The sequence below is a fragment of the Pseudomonas sp. RIT288 genome (assembly GCF_000631985.1).
Taxonomy (GTDB): Bacteria; Pseudomonadota; Gammaproteobacteria; order Pseudomonadales; family Pseudomonadaceae; genus Aquipseudomonas.
The window spans coordinates 771,060-789,907 of the sequence record NZ_JFYN01000001.1 but is presented as its reverse complement, the minus strand read 5'-3'; the positions used below and the strand labels follow the sequence as shown (position 1 = coordinate 789,907).

Annotated in this window: 25 protein-coding genes; 15 read left to right on the top strand and 10 right to left on the bottom strand. The window is 60.2% G+C overall.

What is annotated here, in order from left to right:
- The 3 genes from BW33_RS29935 to BW33_RS03575 form a co-directional block, all read left to right on the top strand.
- A partial coding sequence (locus tag BW33_RS29935; RefSeq protein ID WP_177327458.1) for an NAD(P)(+) transhydrogenase (Re/Si-specific) subunit beta occupies positions 1-84 on the top strand: 84 nt, incomplete at its 5' end.
- 214 nt (positions 85-298) lie between these two features.
- Entirely contained in the window at positions 299-1,792 is a 1,494-nt protein-coding gene (locus tag BW33_RS03580; protein ID WP_047597094.1) for an acetyl-CoA hydrolase/transferase family protein, read from the top strand.
- Positions 1,793-2,112: 320 nt separating this feature from the next.
- Positions 2,113-2,328: a DUF1127 domain-containing protein gene (locus tag BW33_RS03575; RefSeq protein WP_047597093.1), complete on the top strand. Its 216-nt coding sequence runs from the start codon at positions 2,113-2,115 to the stop codon at positions 2,326-2,328.
- A 333-nt stretch (positions 2,329-2,661) separates the two neighbouring features.
- Here the strand turns inward: BW33_RS03575 and BW33_RS30310 are convergent, their stop codons facing one another.
- Positions 2,662-2,793, bottom strand: coding sequence for a hypothetical protein (locus tag BW33_RS30310; RefSeq protein WP_269079445.1), 132 nt, complete (start codon positions 2,791-2,793; stop codon positions 2,662-2,664).
- A 131-nt stretch (positions 2,794-2,924) separates the two neighbouring features.
- On the opposite strand from BW33_RS30310, the gene BW33_RS03570 reads away from it, so the two are divergent.
- The 4 genes from BW33_RS03570 to BW33_RS03555 all read left to right on the top strand — a co-directional run bounded on the left by BW33_RS03570 (position 2,925) and on the right by BW33_RS03555 (position 5,976).
- The gene (locus BW33_RS03570) at positions 2,925-3,242 is read left to right on the top strand and encodes a DUF2388 domain-containing protein (RefSeq protein ID WP_007962831.1); all 318 of its coding nucleotides are present in this window, start codon (positions 2,925-2,927) and stop codon (positions 3,240-3,242) included.
- Between the two features lie 107 nt (positions 3,243-3,349).
- Positions 3,350-3,655: a DUF2388 domain-containing protein gene (locus tag BW33_RS03565; RefSeq protein WP_047597091.1), complete on the top strand. Its 306-nt coding sequence runs from the start codon at positions 3,350-3,352 to the stop codon at positions 3,653-3,655.
- 42 nt (positions 3,656-3,697) lie between these two features.
- Entirely contained in the window at positions 3,698-4,018 is a 321-nt protein-coding gene (locus tag BW33_RS03560) for a DUF2388 domain-containing protein (RefSeq protein ID WP_047597090.1), read from the top strand.
- Positions 4,015-5,976 carry a DUF7844 domain-containing protein gene (locus tag BW33_RS03555; RefSeq protein WP_047597089.1) on the top strand — a complete coding sequence of 654 codons (1,962 nt, stop codon included), beginning with the start codon at positions 4,015-4,017 and terminating at the stop codon, positions 5,974-5,976. Before BW33_RS03560 ends, BW33_RS03555 begins: the two co-directional genes overlap by 4 nt.
- A gap of 85 nt (positions 5,977-6,061) precedes the next feature.
- Here the strand turns inward: BW33_RS03555 and BW33_RS03550 are convergent, their stop codons facing one another.
- From BW33_RS03550 to trpB, 3 genes are all read right to left on the bottom strand, one after another.
- On the bottom strand, positions 6,062-6,502 hold the full coding sequence (locus BW33_RS03550; RefSeq protein WP_047597088.1) for an anti-virulence regulator CigR family protein: 441 nt from the start codon (positions 6,500-6,502) through the stop codon (positions 6,062-6,064).
- A gap of 122 nt (positions 6,503-6,624) precedes the next feature.
- Positions 6,625-7,437, bottom strand: a complete 813-nt coding sequence (trpA, locus tag BW33_RS03545; RefSeq protein ID WP_047597086.1) for a tryptophan synthase subunit alpha — start codon at positions 7,435-7,437, stop codon at positions 6,625-6,627.
- Positions 7,437-8,669, bottom strand: coding sequence for a tryptophan synthase subunit beta (gene trpB, locus BW33_RS03540; protein WP_047597085.1), 1,233 nt, complete (start codon positions 8,667-8,669; stop codon positions 7,437-7,439). Before trpB ends, trpA begins: the two co-directional genes overlap by 1 nt.
- 114 nt (positions 8,670-8,783) lie before the next feature.
- Here trpB and BW33_RS03535 point away from each other — a divergent pair, with 114 nt between their 5' ends.
- On the top strand, positions 8,784-9,701 hold the full coding sequence (locus BW33_RS03535; protein WP_047597084.1) for a LysR family transcriptional regulator: 918 nt from the start codon (positions 8,784-8,786) through the stop codon (positions 9,699-9,701).
- Here the strand turns inward: BW33_RS03535 and BW33_RS03530 are convergent.
- Positions 9,674-10,000, bottom strand: a complete 327-nt coding sequence (locus BW33_RS03530) for a DUF883 family protein (protein WP_003220391.1) — start codon at positions 9,998-10,000, stop codon at positions 9,674-9,676. The two genes, BW33_RS03535 and BW33_RS03530, sit on opposite strands and share 28 nt — an antisense overlap.
- Positions 10,001-10,170: 170 nt before the next feature.
- Between BW33_RS03530 and BW33_RS03525 the strand changes: the two genes are divergently transcribed.
- Entirely contained in the window at positions 10,171-10,386 is a 216-nt protein-coding gene (locus BW33_RS03525) for a dodecin (protein ID WP_027610201.1), read from the top strand.
- 124 nt (positions 10,387-10,510) lie between these two features.
- Positions 10,511-10,735, top strand: coding sequence for a DUF1161 domain-containing protein (locus tag BW33_RS03520; RefSeq protein WP_047597082.1), 225 nt, complete (start codon positions 10,511-10,513; stop codon positions 10,733-10,735).
- 167 nt (positions 10,736-10,902) lie between these two features.
- Here the strand turns inward: BW33_RS03520 and BW33_RS03515 are convergent, their stop codons facing one another.
- Positions 10,903-11,904: an LLM class flavin-dependent oxidoreductase gene (locus BW33_RS03515; RefSeq protein ID WP_047597080.1), complete on the bottom strand. Its 1,002-nt coding sequence runs from the start codon at positions 11,902-11,904 to the stop codon at positions 10,903-10,905.
- 241 nt (positions 11,905-12,145) lie between these two features.
- On the opposite strand from BW33_RS03515, the gene BW33_RS03510 reads away from it, so the two are divergent.
- Both BW33_RS03510 and BW33_RS03505 read left to right on the top strand, forming a co-directional pair.
- Positions 12,146-12,577 (top strand): OsmC family protein, encoded by a 432-nt coding sequence (locus BW33_RS03510; RefSeq protein ID WP_034152273.1) that lies wholly within the window; start codon positions 12,146-12,148, stop codon positions 12,575-12,577.
- A gap of 215 nt (positions 12,578-12,792) precedes the next feature.
- A complete protein-coding gene (locus BW33_RS03505) occupies positions 12,793-13,032 on the top strand; it encodes a DUF1161 domain-containing protein (RefSeq protein WP_047597077.1) in 240 nt (79 codons plus the stop codon).
- A 6-nt stretch (positions 13,033-13,038) separates the two neighbouring features.
- On the opposite strand, the gene BW33_RS03500 is transcribed toward BW33_RS03505, so the two are convergent.
- Both BW33_RS03500 and BW33_RS03495 read right to left on the bottom strand, forming a co-directional pair.
- Entirely contained in the window at positions 13,039-13,458 is a 420-nt protein-coding gene (locus BW33_RS03500) for a PA0061/PA0062 family lipoprotein (protein WP_047597076.1), read from the bottom strand.
- Positions 13,459-13,498: 40 nt separating this feature from the next.
- Entirely contained in the window at positions 13,499-13,921 is a 423-nt protein-coding gene (locus BW33_RS03495; protein WP_047597074.1) for a PA0061/PA0062 family lipoprotein, read from the bottom strand.
- A gap of 58 nt (positions 13,922-13,979) precedes the next feature.
- On the opposite strand from BW33_RS03495, the gene BW33_RS03490 reads away from it, so the two are divergent.
- On the top strand, positions 13,980-15,062 hold the full coding sequence (locus tag BW33_RS03490; RefSeq protein WP_047597073.1) for an aminopeptidase: 1,083 nt from the start codon (positions 13,980-13,982) through the stop codon (positions 15,060-15,062).
- A 94-nt stretch (positions 15,063-15,156) separates the two neighbouring features.
- Here the strand turns inward: BW33_RS03490 and BW33_RS03485 are convergent, their stop codons facing one another.
- Both BW33_RS03485 and BW33_RS03480 read right to left on the bottom strand, forming a co-directional pair.
- Complete coding sequence (locus tag BW33_RS03485; protein ID WP_047597072.1) at positions 15,157-15,807, bottom strand: HAD family hydrolase; 651 nt, start codon at positions 15,805-15,807, stop codon at positions 15,157-15,159.
- A 28-nt stretch (positions 15,808-15,835) separates the two neighbouring features.
- The gene (locus BW33_RS03480) at positions 15,836-16,381 is read right to left on the bottom strand and encodes a gamma carbonic anhydrase family protein (protein WP_047597071.1); all 546 of its coding nucleotides are present in this window, start codon (positions 16,379-16,381) and stop codon (positions 15,836-15,838) included.
- Between the two features lie 89 nt (positions 16,382-16,470).
- Here BW33_RS03480 and prlC point away from each other — a divergent pair, with 89 nt between their 5' ends.
- Both prlC and BW33_RS03470 read left to right on the top strand, forming a co-directional pair.
- A complete protein-coding gene (gene prlC, locus BW33_RS03475; RefSeq protein WP_047597114.1) occupies positions 16,471-18,522 on the top strand; it encodes an oligopeptidase A in 2,052 nt (683 codons plus the stop codon).
- The gene (locus BW33_RS03470; RefSeq protein ID WP_047597070.1) at positions 18,519-18,803 is read left to right on the top strand and encodes a YheV family putative zinc ribbon protein; all 285 of its coding nucleotides are present in this window, start codon (positions 18,519-18,521) and stop codon (positions 18,801-18,803) included. The genes prlC and BW33_RS03470 overlap by 4 nt, the downstream gene beginning before the upstream one ends.
- Positions 18,804-18,848 lie beyond the last annotated feature (45 nt).

Here is an 18,848-nt window from a genome sequence, read left to right as displayed (position 1 = left end):
GAACTGTTCTACCTGGACAAGACCATGATGGTGTTCGGCGACGCCAAGAAAGTCATCGAAGATATGGTCAAGGCGGTCGAGTAATTCCCCGCTGCAGTACCGGACGCCCCGACTTGTCGGGGCGTTTTCGTTTGCGCAAACCTTCGGACAATTTGCCACGTTGTTGCAGATCCAGTAACGGTGTTTTACTTGAAACCCGCTAAATAGACGCCTCGTTTGCGACCTTGGTAGCGGGACAGGCGCCCGCGAAATTCACTAGACTGCGCATCCTGCTACTCGCTTCCCGAGAAAATAATCCATGTACCGTGACCGTATTCGCCTGCCTTCGTTGTTGGATAAAGTGATGAGCGCCGCCGACGCCGCCGCGCTGATTGAAGACGGGATGACCGTCGGCATGAGCGGCTTCACCCGCGCGGGCGAAGCCAAAGCCGTCCCTCACGCACTGGCCGAGCGAGCCAAGGTCACGCCGCTGAAGATCAGCCTGATGACCGGCGCGAGCCTGGGCAACGACCTCGACAAGCAACTGACCGAAGCCGGCGTGTTGTCGCGGCGCATGCCGTTCCAGGTCGACAGCACCTTGCGCAAGGCAATCAACGCCGGCGAAGTGATGTTCATCGACCAACACCTGTCGGAAACCGTCGAGCAACTGCGCAACCAGCAATTGAAGCTGCCGGACATCGCGGTGATCGAAGCCGTGGCCATCACCGAGCAAGGCCACATTGTGCCGACCACCTCGGTGGGCAACTCGGCAAGCTTCGCGATTTTCGCCAAGCAGGTGATCGTCGAGATCAACCTGGCGCACAACGCCAATCTCGAAGGCCTGCATGACATCTATATCCCGACCTATCGCCCGACGCGCACGCCGATCCCGCTGGTGAAAGTCGACGATCGCATCGGCAGCACCGCGATCCCGATCCCGCCGGAAAAGATTGTCGCCATCGTCATCACCCAGCAGGCGGATTCGCCGTCCACGGTGTCGACCCCGGATGTCGACACCAATGCCATCGCCGAGCACCTGATCACCTTCTTCAAGCAGGAAGTCGACGCCGGGCGCATGACCAACAAGCTCGGCCCGTTGCAGGCCGGGATCGGCAACATCGCCAACGCGGTGATGTGCGGTCTGATTGATTCGCCGTTCGAAGACCTGACCATGTACTCCGAAGTGCTGCAGGACTCGACCTTCGACCTGATCGACGCCGGCAAGCTGAGCTTCGCTTCGGGCAGCTCGATCACATTGTCGGAGCGGCGCAACAGCGATGTGTTCGGCAATCTGGAGAAGTACAAGGACAAACTGGTGCTGCGTCCGCAGGAAATCTCCAACCACCCGGAAGTGGTGCGTCGTCTGGGCATCATCGGCATCAACACTGCGCTGGAATTCGACATCTACGGCAACGTCAACTCCACTCACGTCTGCGGCACGCGGATGATGAACGGCATTGGTGGCTCGGGCGACTTCGCGCGCAACGCGCACCTGGCGGTGTTCGTGACCAAATCGATCGCCAAGGGCGGCGCTATTTCCAGCGTGGTGCCGATGGTCAGCCACGTTGACCACACCGAGCATGACGTCGACATCCTGGTGACCGAAATCGGTCTGGCCGACCTGCGCGGCCTGGCCCCACGCGAACGCGCCCAGGTGATCATCGACAACTGTGTGCACCCGGACTATCGCCAGGCGCTGAACGACTACTTCACCGCAGCCTGCGAGATCGGTGGCCACACCCCACACATTCTGCGTGAAGCGTTGAGCTGGCACATAAACCTGGAAGAAACCGGGCATATGCTGGCGGTGTAACTCACACAGTCAAACCGCTGATGCAAACACAGTTTGTGTCGGCGGTTTTCTTCCCCGCCTCATCTGAAAAAAACTGTACTATTGTACCGGTGTTTTCCTACGGCTTTTTCCTACCATCTGCCTAGGATTGAGCAAAAATGCACCAGTTAAGTGCAGACAGATACAGTTTGCTCAATTTTGACCCGTACACCCCCTATAAACAGTTAACTGGTCACTCACAATACAGTTGAACTGTATCTAGAGAGACTAGGCAAACGAGAGGATCATGGGCACCAGTTAAACCACTACCTGATCCCGCCACAAGCGGAAGGATGTCAACCATGGAACGTACACTCAGTTCCGAACTGTTCTTCGAAGACAAAGCTGCAAAAAACCAGGTTTCCCTGCCTCTGCGCGTTATCGCCAACCTGATGTTGTGGCAGCGCCGCATCTCCAGCCGCCACCAACTGGCTCGTCTGGATTCGCGTCTGCTGGCTGACGCCGGTATCAGCGAAGCACAACGCTACGAAGAGCTGAGCAAGCCGTTCTGGCGCTAAGTAGCGTCGCTGGCTCTGGTCGTTAGACCCACCGCCAGCAACCCGAATTGAACGAACAAGACCCGTCGCGGGAAACCGCGACGGGTCTTGTCGTTTCAGGGTTCAAAAGCCCCGTATAGCCGGTTATTTGAAGAACAGGTACAGTTTTCAATAATTCGAATCTTAACCAGTACAATTTTTCGTCTGCGCATCTGCCTGATTAACTGCATCGGGCGCAGCCTGTCCTTAACCCATCTGGGCTTAAGGAAAACGCTATGAAAGACTTACAGGATGTTTCCGCAATTCCGATCCAACCGCTCGCTCATCACCCCCGCTGCGACGCCTGCTGCGGGCTTATGGCAAGGATTGGAGCGCACCAGAACGCGGCGCCTGCTGGCTCAGCTGGATCACCGCGATCTCGCGGATCCGGGCCTCAGCCACGCCGATCGGCTGAACGAACTGGAGAAACCCTTCTGGCGCCAGCATTCTGCCCACTGTCCGAACTCCGCAGACAGGCCTAATATCCACGCCAGAACGTGGCGAATCTTCTGTAACTCGCGTCTGACTCATCAGACACAAGCCACCTCTCAATACGGTTTACTTTCAGGAGATACTCCATGTCCCGTCTTCGCTTGCTCAGCGCTGCCGCCTTGCTCGCCGTGGCTGCCAACGCCAGTGCTTCCAGCTTCATCGTGACCACCGACGCCGTGGTTGGCGCGCTGAAGTCCTCTTCGGATGCCACTTCCGACGTCAGCTCTTCGCTGCGTGACAACAAAGTCGTGATCGCTGCCCGTGACGATGCGGCCAGCTTCGTCGCCAGCGAAGGCCAGATCCGCGGCGTGAAACTGGAAAGTGCCCTGGACCTGATCCGCCATCAGGCACCGCAATTGAACGCGACCGACTTCCAACTCGCGCAAGCCATCCTGGCGATCTGATCCGCCGTTGCCGAAGGGACACGCCAGTCGTGTCCCGATGTTTCGCCGCTGGCTCTGGCCCGGGGATTTGCGCTAGCCTTGGGGCTCGTTAACCGTTACCGAGCCCCATGCGTTTATTCAGACTGCTGTTCCCTTCTTTGTTGATCAGTGCCTTCTGGGCAACCTCGGTCGATGCTTTTGATGTCTCCACGCAAAACACCGTGGTGACGGTCTGGGCCACCGGAATGGTGTCTTCGGCGCCATTCGACCGTAAACTGATCATCGCCGCTCACGACGATGCGGCGGCGTTTGTTGCCAGTGACGGTCAATTGCGCGGCGCACAGCTCGAATCCGCACTGCATTATCTGCGCAAGACCCGACCAAAACTTCATGCAGGCGACCTTGAACTGGCACAGGCAATTCTCGTCCAATAGTTATCCTGATCCCTAGTCATCATTGCCCTCCGGAGTCGTTCCATGCGTAGCCCGCTGATTGCTGCCGCCCTTGGCCTGTTTTTGTTGGCCGACATGGCCCAGGCGCACACCCTGGTAGCCACCAGTAACATCATCGTTCGTGCCTCCCAGCGCACCATCGATTTCACCTCTGATACCACCACGTCGATTCGCGATTCGAAAATCATCCGCGAAGCCCACGACGATGCGGCCAGCTTCGTCGCCAGCAATGGCGATATCCGTGGTGCGCACCTGGAGGCTGCGCTCAATACCTTGCGCACGCGCGTGCCGGAAGCCCGTGACGCCAGTGATCAGGTGCTCGCCGAAGCCATCCTCGCCCTGTGAAGTCACTCGGCACCTGGCTGCTGGCCGGGGCGTTGTTGCTGCTTGGCAACAGCGCCCACGCCAGCCTGCAATTGCGGCTCAAGACCGACGGCCTGAGCCCCGCCCAGCAGCAGGCCAGCCGGGCGCTGCTCGATGAAGCCTTGCACAAGTTGCCACCCAGCTTCGTCGAACAGTTGGACCGGCGTATCGATGTCGGCTGGACCGACGACATGCCCGGTAACGCCTACGGCCAGGCGACGCTGGTCGCGGAACTCGACCTGAACCGCAAACTGCTCGCCGGCCTCACCGACGGCAGCGCGGCCAACGAGAAAACCAATCGCCCCCACGGCACGGTGCGCCAGGAACTGCTGGCAACGGTGCTGCACGAACTCACCCACATTTATGATCGCGCACGCCTGTGGCCCGCTGCCGAGCGCACGCTGATCCAGCGCTGCACTCGCCGCAGCAACAGCGCTGGCCTGATCGGCATTCCCGATGAGTGCCGTGGCCAGACTGAGCGACGCTTCACCCTCAGCGATGACCCGCGTCTGCTCGACCTCGCCGGTTGGCAACAGTACGTCGGCCGCCGCGGCGAGCGTGAACAACACAACCGTCAGGTAGCCCGCAGCCCGGACCTGTACGAAATTTCCAGTCCGAAAGAGTTTGTCGCGGTCAACATGGAGTATTTCCTCCTCGACCCGAGCTACGCCTGCCGTCGCCCGGCGCTCTATCGTTACTACAAGGAGCGCTTCGGCTGGGCACCACCGGCCAAGGACACCTGCAGCAATACTTTCGCCTTTCTCAACGCCGGCAACGACTTCGCCAAACAGCCCTTGGGCCAGGTCGACCCGGAGCGGGTGTATGCCGTCGATTATCTACTGGCCGAAGCCAACCAGAATTGGGTCAGCCGCTGGGGTCACAGCATGTTGCGCCTGGTGATCTGCGCACCGGGGCGACCACGGGGCCCGGATTGCCGGCTCGACCTCGACCAGCATCTGGTGCTGTCCTACCGCGCCTTTGTCGGTGATGTGCAGCTGTCGAGTTGGGACGGTCTGGTCGGCAAGTACCCGTCGCGGCTGTTCGTGCTGCCACTGGCCCAAGTGATCGATGAGTACACCAAGACCGAACTGCGCAGCCTCGCTTCAGTGCCGCTGAACCTGTCACGCAGCGAGATTGAAGAAGTGGTCGAGCACGCCGCCGAGATGCACTGGAGTTACGACGGCAACTACTTCTTCCTCTCCAACAACTGCGCCGTGGAAAGCCTCAAGCTGTTACGCAGCGGCAGCAATAACAAGCAACTGGTTGGCCTGGACAGCATCATGCCCAACGGTTTGCTTGAAGTGCTCAAAGGCCGTGGCCTGGCCGACACCAGCGTGCTCGACAATCCCAAGGAAGCCTTGCGCCTGGGCTATCGCTTCGACTCGTTCCGCGATCGCTATCAGGCGATGTTCGATGTTTTGAAGAAGCAGCTGCCGATCAAACAGACCACCGTCGAGGACTGGCTATCGCTGTCTGCCGAAGAACGCCGGCAGTGGTTCGAACGTGCAGACCTGCGCACCAGCGCAGCGTTGCTGCTGCTGGAACAGGCGAGCTATCGCCGCCAGTTGTTGCTGGCCCAGGACGAAGTCAAGCAGCGCTACCTCGGCGCTCGCGAGCTGGAAAACGGTGGAATGGACAAGGCCAACGCCACCCTGCAGGAAATTCTCGCCAACAGTGGCTTCCTCAGTCGCCCGGCGGAACTGCTCGACAGCCGTGGCTACGGGCTGCCGCAACCGAGCGAGTTCAAGCGCCTGCAGGACGAAAGCGCCCAACGCCAGAAACAGCTGCTGGCGCTGAGCGGCGATCTGGACAAGGAAGTGCGCAAGTTGCTGGAGCCCAAGCGAGCGGCCGAAATTGCCGCCAGCGAAGCCAACGTGAAGCAGATCGGCGAGCATTTGCGCAAATTGCACAAGGCGTCCGGCGGACTGGAGTTGCCCTGAAAGCAAAAGATCGCAGCCTGCGCCAGCTCCTACAGGGATAGATGTAGGAGCTGGCGCAGGCTGCGATCTTTTTATTGCCTGTAAATCAGTACAAAACACCATCCAGAATTTCGTAAACGATTCCGGTACCCACCGCGATCAGCACGATATCGCCCCCAGCGCGGCGCCACTCATAGCCCGGATACACCGGCAGACGACTCAGCGCCCGACCGTCCAGTCGCTCGCCGTAATACCCGTGCGGCAACGGCCGACCGCGTTCCAGATGAATGCCCGGTGGCGGCGGTGCACCGCGCACAAAGTAGCCGTGATTGTCGCGGATGGTCTGGCGTACCGGGCCGAAGTCGCGCGGCGGGCCGCCACGGTGGTCGTTCTGCGGGCCACGGTGATCGTCACCACGGTTATCGTAGTGGCCCTGCTGCGGGCCGCCGTGGTCATGATCATCGCGTGGATCGGCGCTGGCCAGCAGCGGCGTCGCGCTGAGCATCAGCACGCCCAGTCCGGCAATCAGACGTTTCGGCATTTTCATCGGGTCATTCCTCACTGCACCAACAGCAAAAAGGGATTCAGAACGTGGTTCTGAATCCCTCGGTCTTGCTCAATTAGGCCGTGGTGTGAAGCGCTAATTCCTCTGTATCAGGAACTTTACCTTCAGCTGACGCGGGCCTGACGCACGCCTTCGGACAGCGCTTTGCACAGACCCAGCACACCATCGACAGCCTGGGCCGGCGTGGTCGCATTGGCGATGTGATCGATCAGTGCCGACCCCACCACCACCCCGTCCGCCAAGCGGGCGATGGACGCCGCCTGCTCCGGAGTACGGATACCGAAACCGATGCTGATCGGCAGATCAGTGTGTCGACGCAAACGGGTAACCGCTTCTTCGACATGCTCCAGAGTCGCGGCACCGGCACCGGTCACACCGGCCACCGACACGTAGTAAACGAAGCCCGAGCTGCCATTGAGCACTTTCGGCAGACGCGCATCATCAGTGGTCGGGGTGGTCAGGCGGATGAAGTCCAGACCTGCAGCCTGTGCCGGGTCACACAGTTCATTGTTGTGCTCTGGCGGCATGTCGACCACGATCAGACCGTCGACGCCCGCTTCCTTGGCGTCAGCGATAAAACGCTCAACGCCATACATGTGGATCGGGTTGAAGTAGCCCATCAGCACCAGCGGCGTGTCGCTGTTGCCTTCGCGGAACTCGCGCACCATCTGCAGGGTTTTCGCCAGATTCTGCTTGGCGCCCAAGGCACGGATGTTGGCCAGTTGAATCGCCGGACCATCGGCCATCGGGTCGGTGAACGGCATACCCAGCTCGATCACGTCGGCGCCAGCGCCCGGCAGACCTTTGAGAATCGCCAGCGAGGTGTCGTAGTCCGGATCACCGGCGGTGACGAAGGTCACCAGCGCGGCGCGATTCTGTTGCTTGAGGTCGGCAAAACGGGTTTGCAGGCGGCTCATCAGTGTTTCTCCTGCTTCGACTGTTCCATATGGTGCATGACGGTCTGCATGTCTTTGTCGCCACGGCCGGAGAGGTTGACCACCATCAGGTGATCCTTCGGCAGTTTCGGTGCGCGTTTGAACACTTCAGCCAACGCATGAGCGCTTTCCAGTGCCGGGATGATGCCTTCAAGGCGGCAGCACTGGTGGAACGCTGCGAGGGCTTCGTCGTCAGTGACCGAGGTGTACTGGACGCGGCCGATGTCATGCAACCAGGCGTGCTCAGGGCCGATGCCCGGATAGTCGAGGCCGGCGGAAATCGAGTGGGCGTCGATGATCTGGCCATCGTCGTCCTGCAGCAGGAAGGTACGGTTGCCGTGCAGCACACCCGGTACGCCGCCGTTGAGACTCGCCGCGTGCTTGCCGGTTTCGATGCCATAACCGGCCGCTTCGACGCCGATGATCTCGACGCTCTGATCATCGAGGAACGGGTGGAACAGGCCCATGGCGTTGGAACCGCCGCCGATGCATGCCACCAGGCTGTCCGGCAGACGACCTTCCTGAGCTTGCAGCTGCTCGCGGGTTTCCTTGCCGATCACCGCCTGGAAGTCGCGCACCATGGCTGGATACGGGTGCGGGCCGGCCACGGTACCGATCAGGTAGAAGGTGCTGTCGACGTTGGTCACCCAGTCACGCAGCGCTTCGTTCATCGCGTCTTTCAGGGTACCGGTACCGGCCACCACCGGAATCACTTCGGCACCCAGCAGTTTCATGCGAAATACGTTGGCCTGCTGACGTTCAATGTCAGTGGTACCCATGTAGATCACGCAATCCAGACCGAAACGTGCGGCCACGGTGGCCGTTGCCACGCCGTGCATGCCGGCGCCGGTCTCGGCGATGATGCGTTTCTTGCCCATGCGCCGCGCCAGCAGGATCTGGCCGATGCAGTTGTTGATCTTGTGCGCGCCGGTGTGGTTCAGCTCTTCGCGCTTGAGGTAGATCTTCGCGCCGCCGCAGAACTCGGTCAGACGCTCGGCGAAATACAGCGGGCTCGGACGTCCGACATAGTCACGCTGGAAGTAGGCCAGCTCTTCTTTAAACGCCGGATCTTCCTTGGCCTTTTCGTATTCACGGGCCAGATCGAGGATCAACGGCATCAGGGTTTCCGCCACGTAGCGGCCGCCGAACGCGCCGAACAGGCCGTTATCGTCAGGGCCGCTACGCAGGTTGGAGGTGTTCGAAGTCTGGGTCATGATTTGCTCCAGGTGAATTCGGGTGAGAAGACAATGGCGTCCACTCTACCCCTGACCTTCCAGGCTGAAAACCGATAAGATCGCCACAACCTGTCAGGAAAACTCACAGATACCATGAGCCACGACCTTCCCCCGCTGAACGCTTTGCGCGCGTTCGAAGCCACCGCCCGGCTGAACAGCGTCAGTCAGGCGGCCGAACAGCTGCACGTCACCCACGGGGCAGTCAGCCGCCAGCTCAAAGTGCTAGAAGAGCATCTGGGCGTGAGCCTGTTCGTCAAGGACGGTCGCGGCTTGAAACTCACAGATGCCGGTATTCGTCTGCGAGACGCCAGCGGTGAGGCCTTTGATCGCTTGCGCAGTGTGTGTGCCGAGCTGACGCAAAGCACCGCTGACGCGCCGTTCGTGCTCGGCTGCTCCGGCAGTCTGTTGGCGCGCTGGTTCATCCCACGCCTGGGGCGGCTCAACGCCGATCTGCCGGACTTGCGTCTGCACCTGTCAGCGGGTGAAGGCGATCTCGACCCCCGTCGCCCCGGACTTGACGCCTTGCTGCTGTTCGCCGAGCCGCCATGGCCGGCAGACATGCAGGTCTACGAACTGGCCGCAGAACGCATCGGCCCGGTGATGAGTCCACTGTTCATCGGGAATCAACGCCTGCAAGCAGCGCCGGCGTCAGCCTTGCTCAGCGAGCCGCTGCTGCACACCACGTCGCGCCCGCAGGCGTGGCCGAGTTGGGCACGGCAAAACCACCTCGACGCCAATGCGTTGAAGTTGGGGCAAGGTTTTGAGCATTTGTATTATCTGCTGGAAGCCGCAGTGGCCGGACTCGGCGTAGCAATCGCGCCAGAGCCGCTGGTGACCGAAGACTTGAAGGCCGGTCGCCTGGTTGCGCCGTGGGGCTTTTGCGAAACCCCGGCGCAACTGGCGTTGTGGCTACCCAAGCGCGCCGCAGATGGACGCGCCCGGCAACTGGCGCAATGGCTCAGGAATGAGCTGCGCCAGACGGATCACTCGCCGCGCTTGAACAGCAAATAAGCAGCCAGCAGACCGATTGCACCGACCGCCACACCAGCGGTGGTCCACGGGTGTTCCTGAGCGTAATCGCGGGTGGCGATGCCGGTCTCGCGGGTTTTCACTTTGACTTCTTCGTAGGCATCGCTGAGCAGGCTGCGCGAATGTTTCAGCGCGCTTTCAGCGTTGCTCTTGAGGGCCTTGAGGGTCTTGCGCGACTCGTCGGACGCGTCGTCCTTCAGGCTTTCCAACGATTTGAGCAGACTCTCGATCTCGGCTTCCATGCTTTGCAACGAGGCTTTACGTAAAGAGGTGTTGGCCATGGTGGCTCTCCTGCATTGGTGATGAGTGGCGTGTGTTGGTTGGGACTTCAGCGGTTTGAGAAAGTGCAGAAAATCTGAACTTCGCTTGCGTCGCGCCGCCGAAATCAACAGAGCAGATTCACTGCTAGTCTCAATTCCACACGTCAATTTCAAACGCCAAGGAGATCGCCATGAGTGACCATCACACCTACAAGAAAGTCGAGCTGGTCGGCTCGTCCACCAGCAGCATCGAAGACGCCATCAACAACGCGCTGGCCGAAGCGAACAAGAGCATCAAGCATCTGGAGTGGTTTGAAGTGGTCGAGACCCGTGGCCACATCAAGGACGGCAAGGCTGCACATTTCCAGGTAACCCTCAAAGTCGGCTTCCGCATTGCCAGCAGCTGAGTTTGGGCTACGCTTCTGAACTTGCGCGCTGGCCGAGTGCCATAGGAATGGCAAAGCGCTACAAGGTGAGCGCATCGGCACTGCCGGTGCCCGCCTCTTTTAATCCGACCAGGGAGTGCGACCGATGAAGAAGTTCATATTGGCAGTAGGTTTGTTGAGCCTTGCGGGTGGCGCGTTGGCTGCTGGCAAGCCTTGTGAAGAGTTGAAAAGCGAGATTGCGGCGAAGCTGGACGCCAAGGGCGTTTCCGGGTATTCGCTGGAAGTTGTCGATAAAGGCGCAGCGGCTGACGGCAAAGTCGTCGGCACTTGCGAAGGCGGCGCCAAGGAAATCGTCTACAAGCGCGGTTGATCTCGTTTGAAATGCAAAAGCCGACGCGAAGGCGTCGGCTTTTTTATGGGCGATGATTTTCCATTGTAGGAGCTGCGGCACGCTGCGACCTTTTGATCCTGGCTTTAAAAAATCAGATCAAAAGATCGCAGCCTCGTTTCACTCGACAGCTCCTACAGGGGGCCGCGTTATCCTTTCATGACTTGGGCTAGCAGTTCGTAGGAATGCAGGCGATCGGCATGCTCATACAGATCGCAGGTGAAAATCAGCTCATCGGCCTGCGTCTGCTCGACCAACACCTCCAGCTTCGCGCGGATTTTCTGCGGGCTGCCGACCATCGCCAGGCCGAGGAAATCCCCCACCGCCTCGCGCTCATGGGGCAGCCACAGGCCGTCCATGGTTTTCACCGGCGGACGCTGCATCAGACTCTGCCCACGCATCAGCGCGAGAATTCGCTGGTACACCGAGGTCGCCAGGTAGTCGGCCTGCTCATCGGTATCCGCCGCCACCAGCGGCACCCCGAGCATCACGTACGGCTTGTCGAGCACCGCCGACGGTTTGAAGTGGTTGCGATAGACGCGAATCGCCTCGTGCATGAAGCGCGGGGCGAAGTGCGAGGCGAAGGCGTAGGGCAACCCGCGTTCACCGGCAAGTTGCGCGCTGAACAGGCTGGAACCAAGCAACCAGATCGGCACGTTGGTACCGGTGCCGGGCATGGCGATTACCCGTTGGTCCTGGGTACGCGGGCCGAGGAAACGCGCCAGCTCGGCAACGTCTTCCGGGAAATCATCGGCACTGCCAGAACGTTCGCGGCGCAGGGCGCGGGCAGTCATCTGGTCGGAGCCGGGCGCGCGGCCCAGCCCCAGGTCGATGCGTCCCGGATAGAGGCTTTCAAGAGTGCCGAACTGTTCGGCGATCACCAGCGGTGCGTGGTTGGGCAGCATCACCCCGCCGGAGCCGACGCGAATCGTCGAAGTACCACCAGCCAGATACCCAAGCAACACCGAGGTGGCGGAACTGGCGATGCCGTCCATGTTGTGGTGCTCGGCGACCCAGAACCGGGTGTAACCAAGCTTCTCGACATGCTGTGCCAGATCCAGCGAGTTGCGCAGCGATTGCGCCGGGCTGCCGTTCTCGCGCACCGGCACCAGATCGAGGGTGGAAAATTTTACGTCGGACAGTTGCTTCATAAACCTGCGTCTCCGAGTGGTCTGCAGGTTTTTTCTTGCGAACGAAAACCTGCCGAATTCATAAGCGTGTTCTGTGCAATGAGGGCATATACCCGAGTTTCAATAGCCGAGAGAAAAATCCTACTAAAAAAGTCAACGATTCAGCCGGGCTGAACTTTGTCCGGGCGTCTATCCTCAGAAGCCTTGCAAGCAAAAACCACGACGGCGCGGCGTTCCGCGCCAGATCTTGAGGAGGCAGAACATGGCTATCGTGAAGAAAGCATCCGCGCATTGGGCAGGCGATCTGAAAACCGGCATCGGCTCGATCTCTACCGAGACCGGCGTCCTCAGAGAAGCCCCCTACGGCTTCAAGGCCCGCTTCGAGGGCGGCAAGGGCACCAACCCGGAAGAACTGATCGGCGCCGCGCATGCCGGTTGTTTTTCCATGGCGTTTTCGATGATTTTGGGCGATGCGGGCCTGAAGGCCGACAGCATTGATACTCAGGCTGAAGTGACGCTGGATCAGGTGGATGGCGGCTTCGCAATCACGGCGGTGAAGCTGATCCTCAAGGCGAAAATCCCGGGGGCGACTCAGGCGCAGTTTGAAGAGCTGAGCAACAAGGCCAAGGAAGGGTGCCCGGTGTCCAAGGTGCTGAATGCGAAGATTACCCTTGAGGCTTCGCTGGTCAGCTAAATCGGCGCTGACTGACCCATTCGCGAGCAGGCTCGCTCCCACATGAGAAGTGCATTCCAATGTGGGAGCGAGCCTGCTCGCGAATGTAATCCACAAATCACCGCAGTTACTGAAGATGTGAGCGAAGTCAGAACCCGCCCCGCAAAAATATGGTCGAATAAGTGACAGCAGCTTCAGCGTACTCCCGTGCGCGCTGCCCCATGGAGCTTCAAGATATGAAACGTATTGGCTTGGCGATCCTCTGCAGTGCATTGGCCACAACGGTTCTTGCCGCACCGAAAGACTGTGAAGAACTCAGGAAAGAAATCGAAGTAAAGATCCAGGCGAACGCCGTGCCGTCCTACACGCTGGAAATCGTCAGCAAGGAAGAGGCCGACAAGCACGACGTGGCCATGGTCATCGGCACCTGTGAAAATGGCAGCAAGGCAATCATTTACCAGAAGAACGACAACTGATCCGTCTCAGCTGAGGCAGTTCATGTCGTGATCCTCGGCAACGATCTCACGCTTGGCGTTGTACAGACGGGCGCTCGGTGTGAACCCTAGCGAACGCCCCTCCAGCAGATAACGCTGCCCGGCCTCGAAATGATCGTAGCGAATGTACAGATAGCACAGTCGCTCCACAGGACCGGTCATCAGACTGCCGCCGCCACCAAACACCTCGAAGTCAAACCGCACCCGCAGCTCATGGCTACCGGGGGTGACCTGGAAGAAACGCCCGTCGCTCAGGCGTTGATTATCCAGGCGCTCGGCCATGAGCAGTTTTCCGCCGGGGCTCGGGGTCGAGAAATCGACCCAGGCCATTTGCGGATCGACCGGTGGCAACGGGGTCTGGCAGCCCGCGACAACGCCGACCGCGAGTAACAACACCAACTTGCGCATGATGGATGTCCCAGGATTCAGACCTCCAGCATAGCGCCGATCAGGTGCGCTGGCAGCCTGCCGGGATTCCTTGGCCGACCACATTGCGCTGCTCGTCATAGAGCTTCGCCCATGGCCGGAAACCGATGCTGCCAGCTTGCAGCTGATAGCGCTGACCGGCGTTGAAGTCCTTGAATTTCACCTTCAACTGGCAGTCGCGCCACAGTGGTTCGGCATCGGGGCCGATGTTGGTGGCTTCGACCGGGAATTGGTAGCGCACCTGCAGTTGGTGACTGCCGGGCTCGACTTCAAAATAACGTTTGTCGACGGTCGCCTTGTCATCGACCTTCAGCGCTTGCAGCGCCGTGTCCTGTTGCCGGGCATCGAGATCGATCCAGGCTTGCGAAGGGTCAGGGTCGGGCATTCCGAATCCGGCACAACCGGCCAGCGTCAGCAGGCCTCCTGTCAGCAACAACATGCGCATAGCGAAGCTCCAAATGGCGGGATAGTCTTGCGGGCAGACTTTCCAAAGGATTTTTATTTTGAGCAGGCCGCTTCCAAGCCATGGGTTACTTGATCGCGTTTTTCGGATTTTGTTTCCGGGTGTGATGTTTTTGTTGCTCAACGGTTGTTCCAGCGTCAGCTATTACAGCCAATTGGCCAGCGGTCAGTTGCAGCTGCTGCGGGCACGCGAACCGGTGGCCAAGGTGATTGCTGACCCCAGTCGCGACGCATCGCTGCGCACGCACCTGATCCATTCGCAAAAAGCCCGTGCCTTCGCCAGCGAGCACCTGCACCTGCCGGATAACCAGAGCTATCGGCTGTACGCCGACATTGGCCGGCCGTATGTGGTGTGGAACGTGTTCGCCACTCCGGAGTTTTCCCTGACCCCGCAAAACCATTGCTTCCCGATCGCCGGTTGCGTGGCCTATCGCGGCTACTACAGCCAGAGCGCCGCGCGCGGCGAAGCGGCGCTCCAGCGCCTGCAAGGCATGGACGTAGCGATTGGCGGCGTCGAAGCCTATTCGACCCTCGGCTGGTTCAATGACCCGATCCTCAACTCGATGATGGGCTGGGGCGATGAGCGTCTGGCCACGCTGATCTTTCATGAACTGGCGCATCAGCGCTTCTATGTGAAGAACGACACCGAGTTCAACGAGTCATTTGCCACGTTTGTCGAACAGGAAGGCACCCGCCAGTGGCGGGCGTTTCGTGGCCTGCCACCGGACACCGATGCCAGGCTCAAGCAGCGTGATCAGTTCATTGAGCTGGTGCTGGAAACGCGCTCACGCCTGGAAAAACTCTACGCCCAGCCAATGCCGGCCGAGCAGATGCGCAGGGATAAAGCGGCGGAGTTCGAGCAGTTTCGGCGCGACTACCAGGTGATGCGCGACAGCCAGTGGGCTGGGGACAAGCGTTATGACGCGTGGGTGAATATGCCGCTGAACAATGCGCGGTTGTTGCCGTTTGGGCTGTATGACCAGTGGGTGCCGGCGTTTGCTGCGTTGTTCAGGCAGGTTGGGGGGGATTGGCTGCGGTTTTATGCCGAGGTGGAGAAGCTAGGGGATTTGCCTGTCGAGAAGCGCAAGGCGGCTTTGAAAATATTGGCAGTTACAGACAGTTGAGTTCATGAGGAAGACGCCATCGCGAGCAGGCTCACTCCTACAGGGGGAACGCACTCCAAATGCAGGAGTGAGCCTGCTCGCGAAAGCAATCTAATCAGCGCTGCAAAAACGCCTGATGCAACTCGGCCAAGGTTTCAAAGTGATAAGCCGGCGCTTCGGCACTCAACTCTTCAAAACTGCCAAACCCATAACCCACCGCCGCCGCATCCATGCCGTTGCTGCGCGCGCCGATCAGGTCATGCTTGCGGTCGCCGATCATCAGCGTGTTGGCCGGGTCGAGCCGTTCTTCAGCGATCAAGTGCGCAATCAGCTCGACCTTGTTGGTTCGCGTGCCATCCAGCTCACTGCCGTAGATCACCTTGAAGTGTTTGGCGAAGTCGAAGTGCCGGGCGATCTCGCGGGCGAACTCCCACGGCTTGGAGGTCGCGATATACAGCTGTCGCCCCTGGCCGCTCAAGGTTTCCAGCAGCGGCGTGACGCCGTCGAACACACGGTTCTCGTACAGGCCGGTGACCTTGAAGCGCTCGCGATAGAAATTCACCGCCTCCCAGGCCTTGGCCTCGTCGAAACCATAGAACTGCATGAACGCCTGCAACAGCGGCGGCCCGATGAAGTGTTCGAGCTTGCTCAGGTCCGGCTCGTCGATGCCGAGTTTGCTCAAAGCGAACTGGATGGAACGGGTGATGCCCTCACGCGGGTCGGTCAGGGTGCCATCGAGGTCGAACAGTACGGTCTGGTAATGCATGAGAAATCCTGAGCAGGTGTAGGTCGATTCAGAGCTGGTCGTAGCCTTCGGCCAGATGCAGGTCCTTGAGCTTCACGTAGTTCGCCGCACTATAGGTGAAGAAGGCGCGTTCCTTGTCGGTCAACGAGCGGACTTGTTTCACCGGACTGCCCACGTACAGGAAACCGCTTTCCAGGCGCTTGCCCGGCGGTACCAGGCTGCCGGCGCCGATGATCACATCGTCCTCGACCACCGCGCCGTCCATGACGATGCTGCCCATACCGATCAGCACGCGACTGCCGACGCTGCAGCCATGCAGCATGACCTTGTGGGCGATGGTCACGTCATCGCCGATCAGCAACGGAAAGCCGTCCGGGTTGAACGGCCCGGCGTGAGTGATGTGCAGCACGCAACCGTCCTGCACGCTGGTACGCGCACCGATGCGGATGCGGTGCATGTCGCCACGGATCACGGTCAACGGCCACACGGAGCTGTCTTCGCCGATTTCGACGTCGCCGATCACCACCGCGGAGGCGTCGACAAACGCGCCTTTGCCGAGTAGCGGGGTGTGATTCTGGTACTTGCGAACGGGCACGATAAGTTCTCTCTCTGTCGCCGATAGCTGCGGTGAGTGTCGATTGTAATTAAGATGGGTGCATGTTTCTTCCAGCCAAGGTGCCAACCGTGAGCGTGAACAACCCTCTTCTGCAGTCCTACGACCTGCCGCCGTTCTCCACGATCCGTGCCGAACACGTGCTGCCAGCCATCGAAACGATCCTGGCCGACAACCGCGCCGCCATCGCTGAAATTCTCAAGACCCAGGTTCAAAACCCGACCTGGGCCGGCCTGGTATTGGCGATGGACGAACTCAACGATCGCCTCGGCGCTGCCTGGAGCCCGGTCAGCCACCTCAACGCCGTGTGCAACAGCGCTGAACTGCGCGAAGCGTACGAGTCGTGCCTGCCTGCCCTGAGTGCCTACTCCACCGAGATGGGCCAGAACCGCGAGCTCTTCCAGGCCTATGAAGCACTGGCCAACAGCCCGGAAGCCGCCGGTTTCGACGTGGCGCAAAAAACCATTCTGGAACACGCCCTGCGTGATTTCCGTCTTTCGGGTATCGACCTGCCGGAAGCCGAACAGAAGCGTTACGCCGAAGTGCAAAGCAAACTGTCCGAGCTGGGCAGCCGCTTCTCCAACCAGTTGCTCGATGCCACGCAAGCCTGGACCAAGCACATCAACGACGAAGCCGCCCTCGCTGGCCTGACCGATTCGGCCAAGGCGCAAATGGCCGCTGCCGCCCAGGCCAAAGGCCTCGATGGCTGGCTGATCACCCTGGAATTCCCGAGCTACTACGCGGTGATGACCTACGCCCAGGACCGTGCGCTGCGCGAAGAAGTCTACGCCGCCTACTGCACCCGTGCGTCGGATCAAGGCCCGAACGCCGGGCAGAACGACAACGGCCCGGTGATGGAAGAGATCCTCGACCTGCGTCAGGAGCTGGCAAAACTCTTGGGTTTCGCGAGTTTCTCCGAGCTGAGCCTGGCCACGAAAATGGCCGAGTCCAGCGATCAGGTGCTGAGCTTTCTGCGCGACCTGGCCAAGCGCAGCAAACCGTTCGCCGCGCAGGATCTGCAGCAGCTGCGCGCCTACGCCGCCGAACAGGGCTGCGCCGATCTGCAAAGCTGGGACAGCGGTTTCTATGGGGAAAAACTCCGCGAGCAGCGCTACAGCGTCGCTCAGGAAACCCTGCGAGCCTACTTCCCGATCGATAAAGTCCTCGGCGGTCTGTTCGCTATCGTCCAGCGTCTGTACGGCATCGAAATCGCCGAACTGAAAGGCTTCGACACCTGGCACCCGGACGTGCGCCTGTTCGAAATCAAGGAAAACGGCCAGCACGTCGGCCGCTTCTTCTTCGACCTCTACGCCCGCGCCAACAAGCGCGGCGGTGCATGGATGGATGGCGCCCGCGACCGTCGCCGCACCGTCGACGGCGTGCTGCAAAGCCCGGTGGCCAACCTGGTGTGCAACTTCACCCCGGCGGACAGCGGCAAACCTGCGCTGCTGACCCACGACGAAGTGACCACTCTGTTCCATGAATTCGGGCATGGCTTGCATCACCTGCTGACCCGCGTTGATCACGCCGGTGTTTCGGGGATCAACGGCGTGGCGTGGGATGCGGTCGAGCTGCCAAGTCAATTCATGGAAAACTGGTGCTGGGAGCCGGAAGGCCTGGCGCTGATCTCCGGTCACTACGAAACCGGCGAGCCGCTGCCACAGGACCTGCTGGAAAAAATGCTCGCAGCGAAGAACTTCCAGTCCGGCCTGATGATGGTGCGGCAGCTGGAGTTCTCGCTGTTCGACTTCGAACTGCACGCCACCCACGGTGACGGCCGCAGCGTGGCGCAAGTGCTCGAAGGCGTGCGCGACGAGGTGTCGGTGATGCGACCACCGGTGTACAACCGCTTCCCCAACAGCTTCGCGCACATCTTCGCCGGCGGTTACGCGGCCGGCTATTACAGCTACAAGTGGGCGGAAGTGCTGTCGGCGGATGCCTTCTCCAAGTTCGAAGAAGACGGCGTGCTCAACGCCCAGACCGGTCGCGCGTTCCGCGAAGCGATTCTGGCGCGTGGCGGTTCGCAGGCACCGATGGTGCTGTTCGTCGACTTCCGTGGCCGTGAGCCATCGATTGACGCACTCTTGCGCCATAGCGGCCTGAGTGAGGACGCAGCAGCATGAGTGAGGCACCTGTGATTACCAAGAAGCGCTTTATCGCCGGGGCTGTCTGCCCGGCGTGCAGCGAGCCGGACAAACTGATGATGTGGAACGAGGACAGCGTGCCGCACCGTGAGTGCGTGGCCTGTGGTTACTCGGATACGCTGAACGAGCAGGGGCTGTCGGTTCCCAAAGAACTGGGCACGCGGGTCAATACCAGCGCGTTCAAACCGGCGCCGGACAAGACCGTCCAGGCCGTGCAGTTCTTTCCGAATCCGAAGCTGAAGAAAAAGTCCGAAGACTGAGCCGGCGAACGGCCCTCCACGGTGCAATGCCGTGGAGGGTGCGGC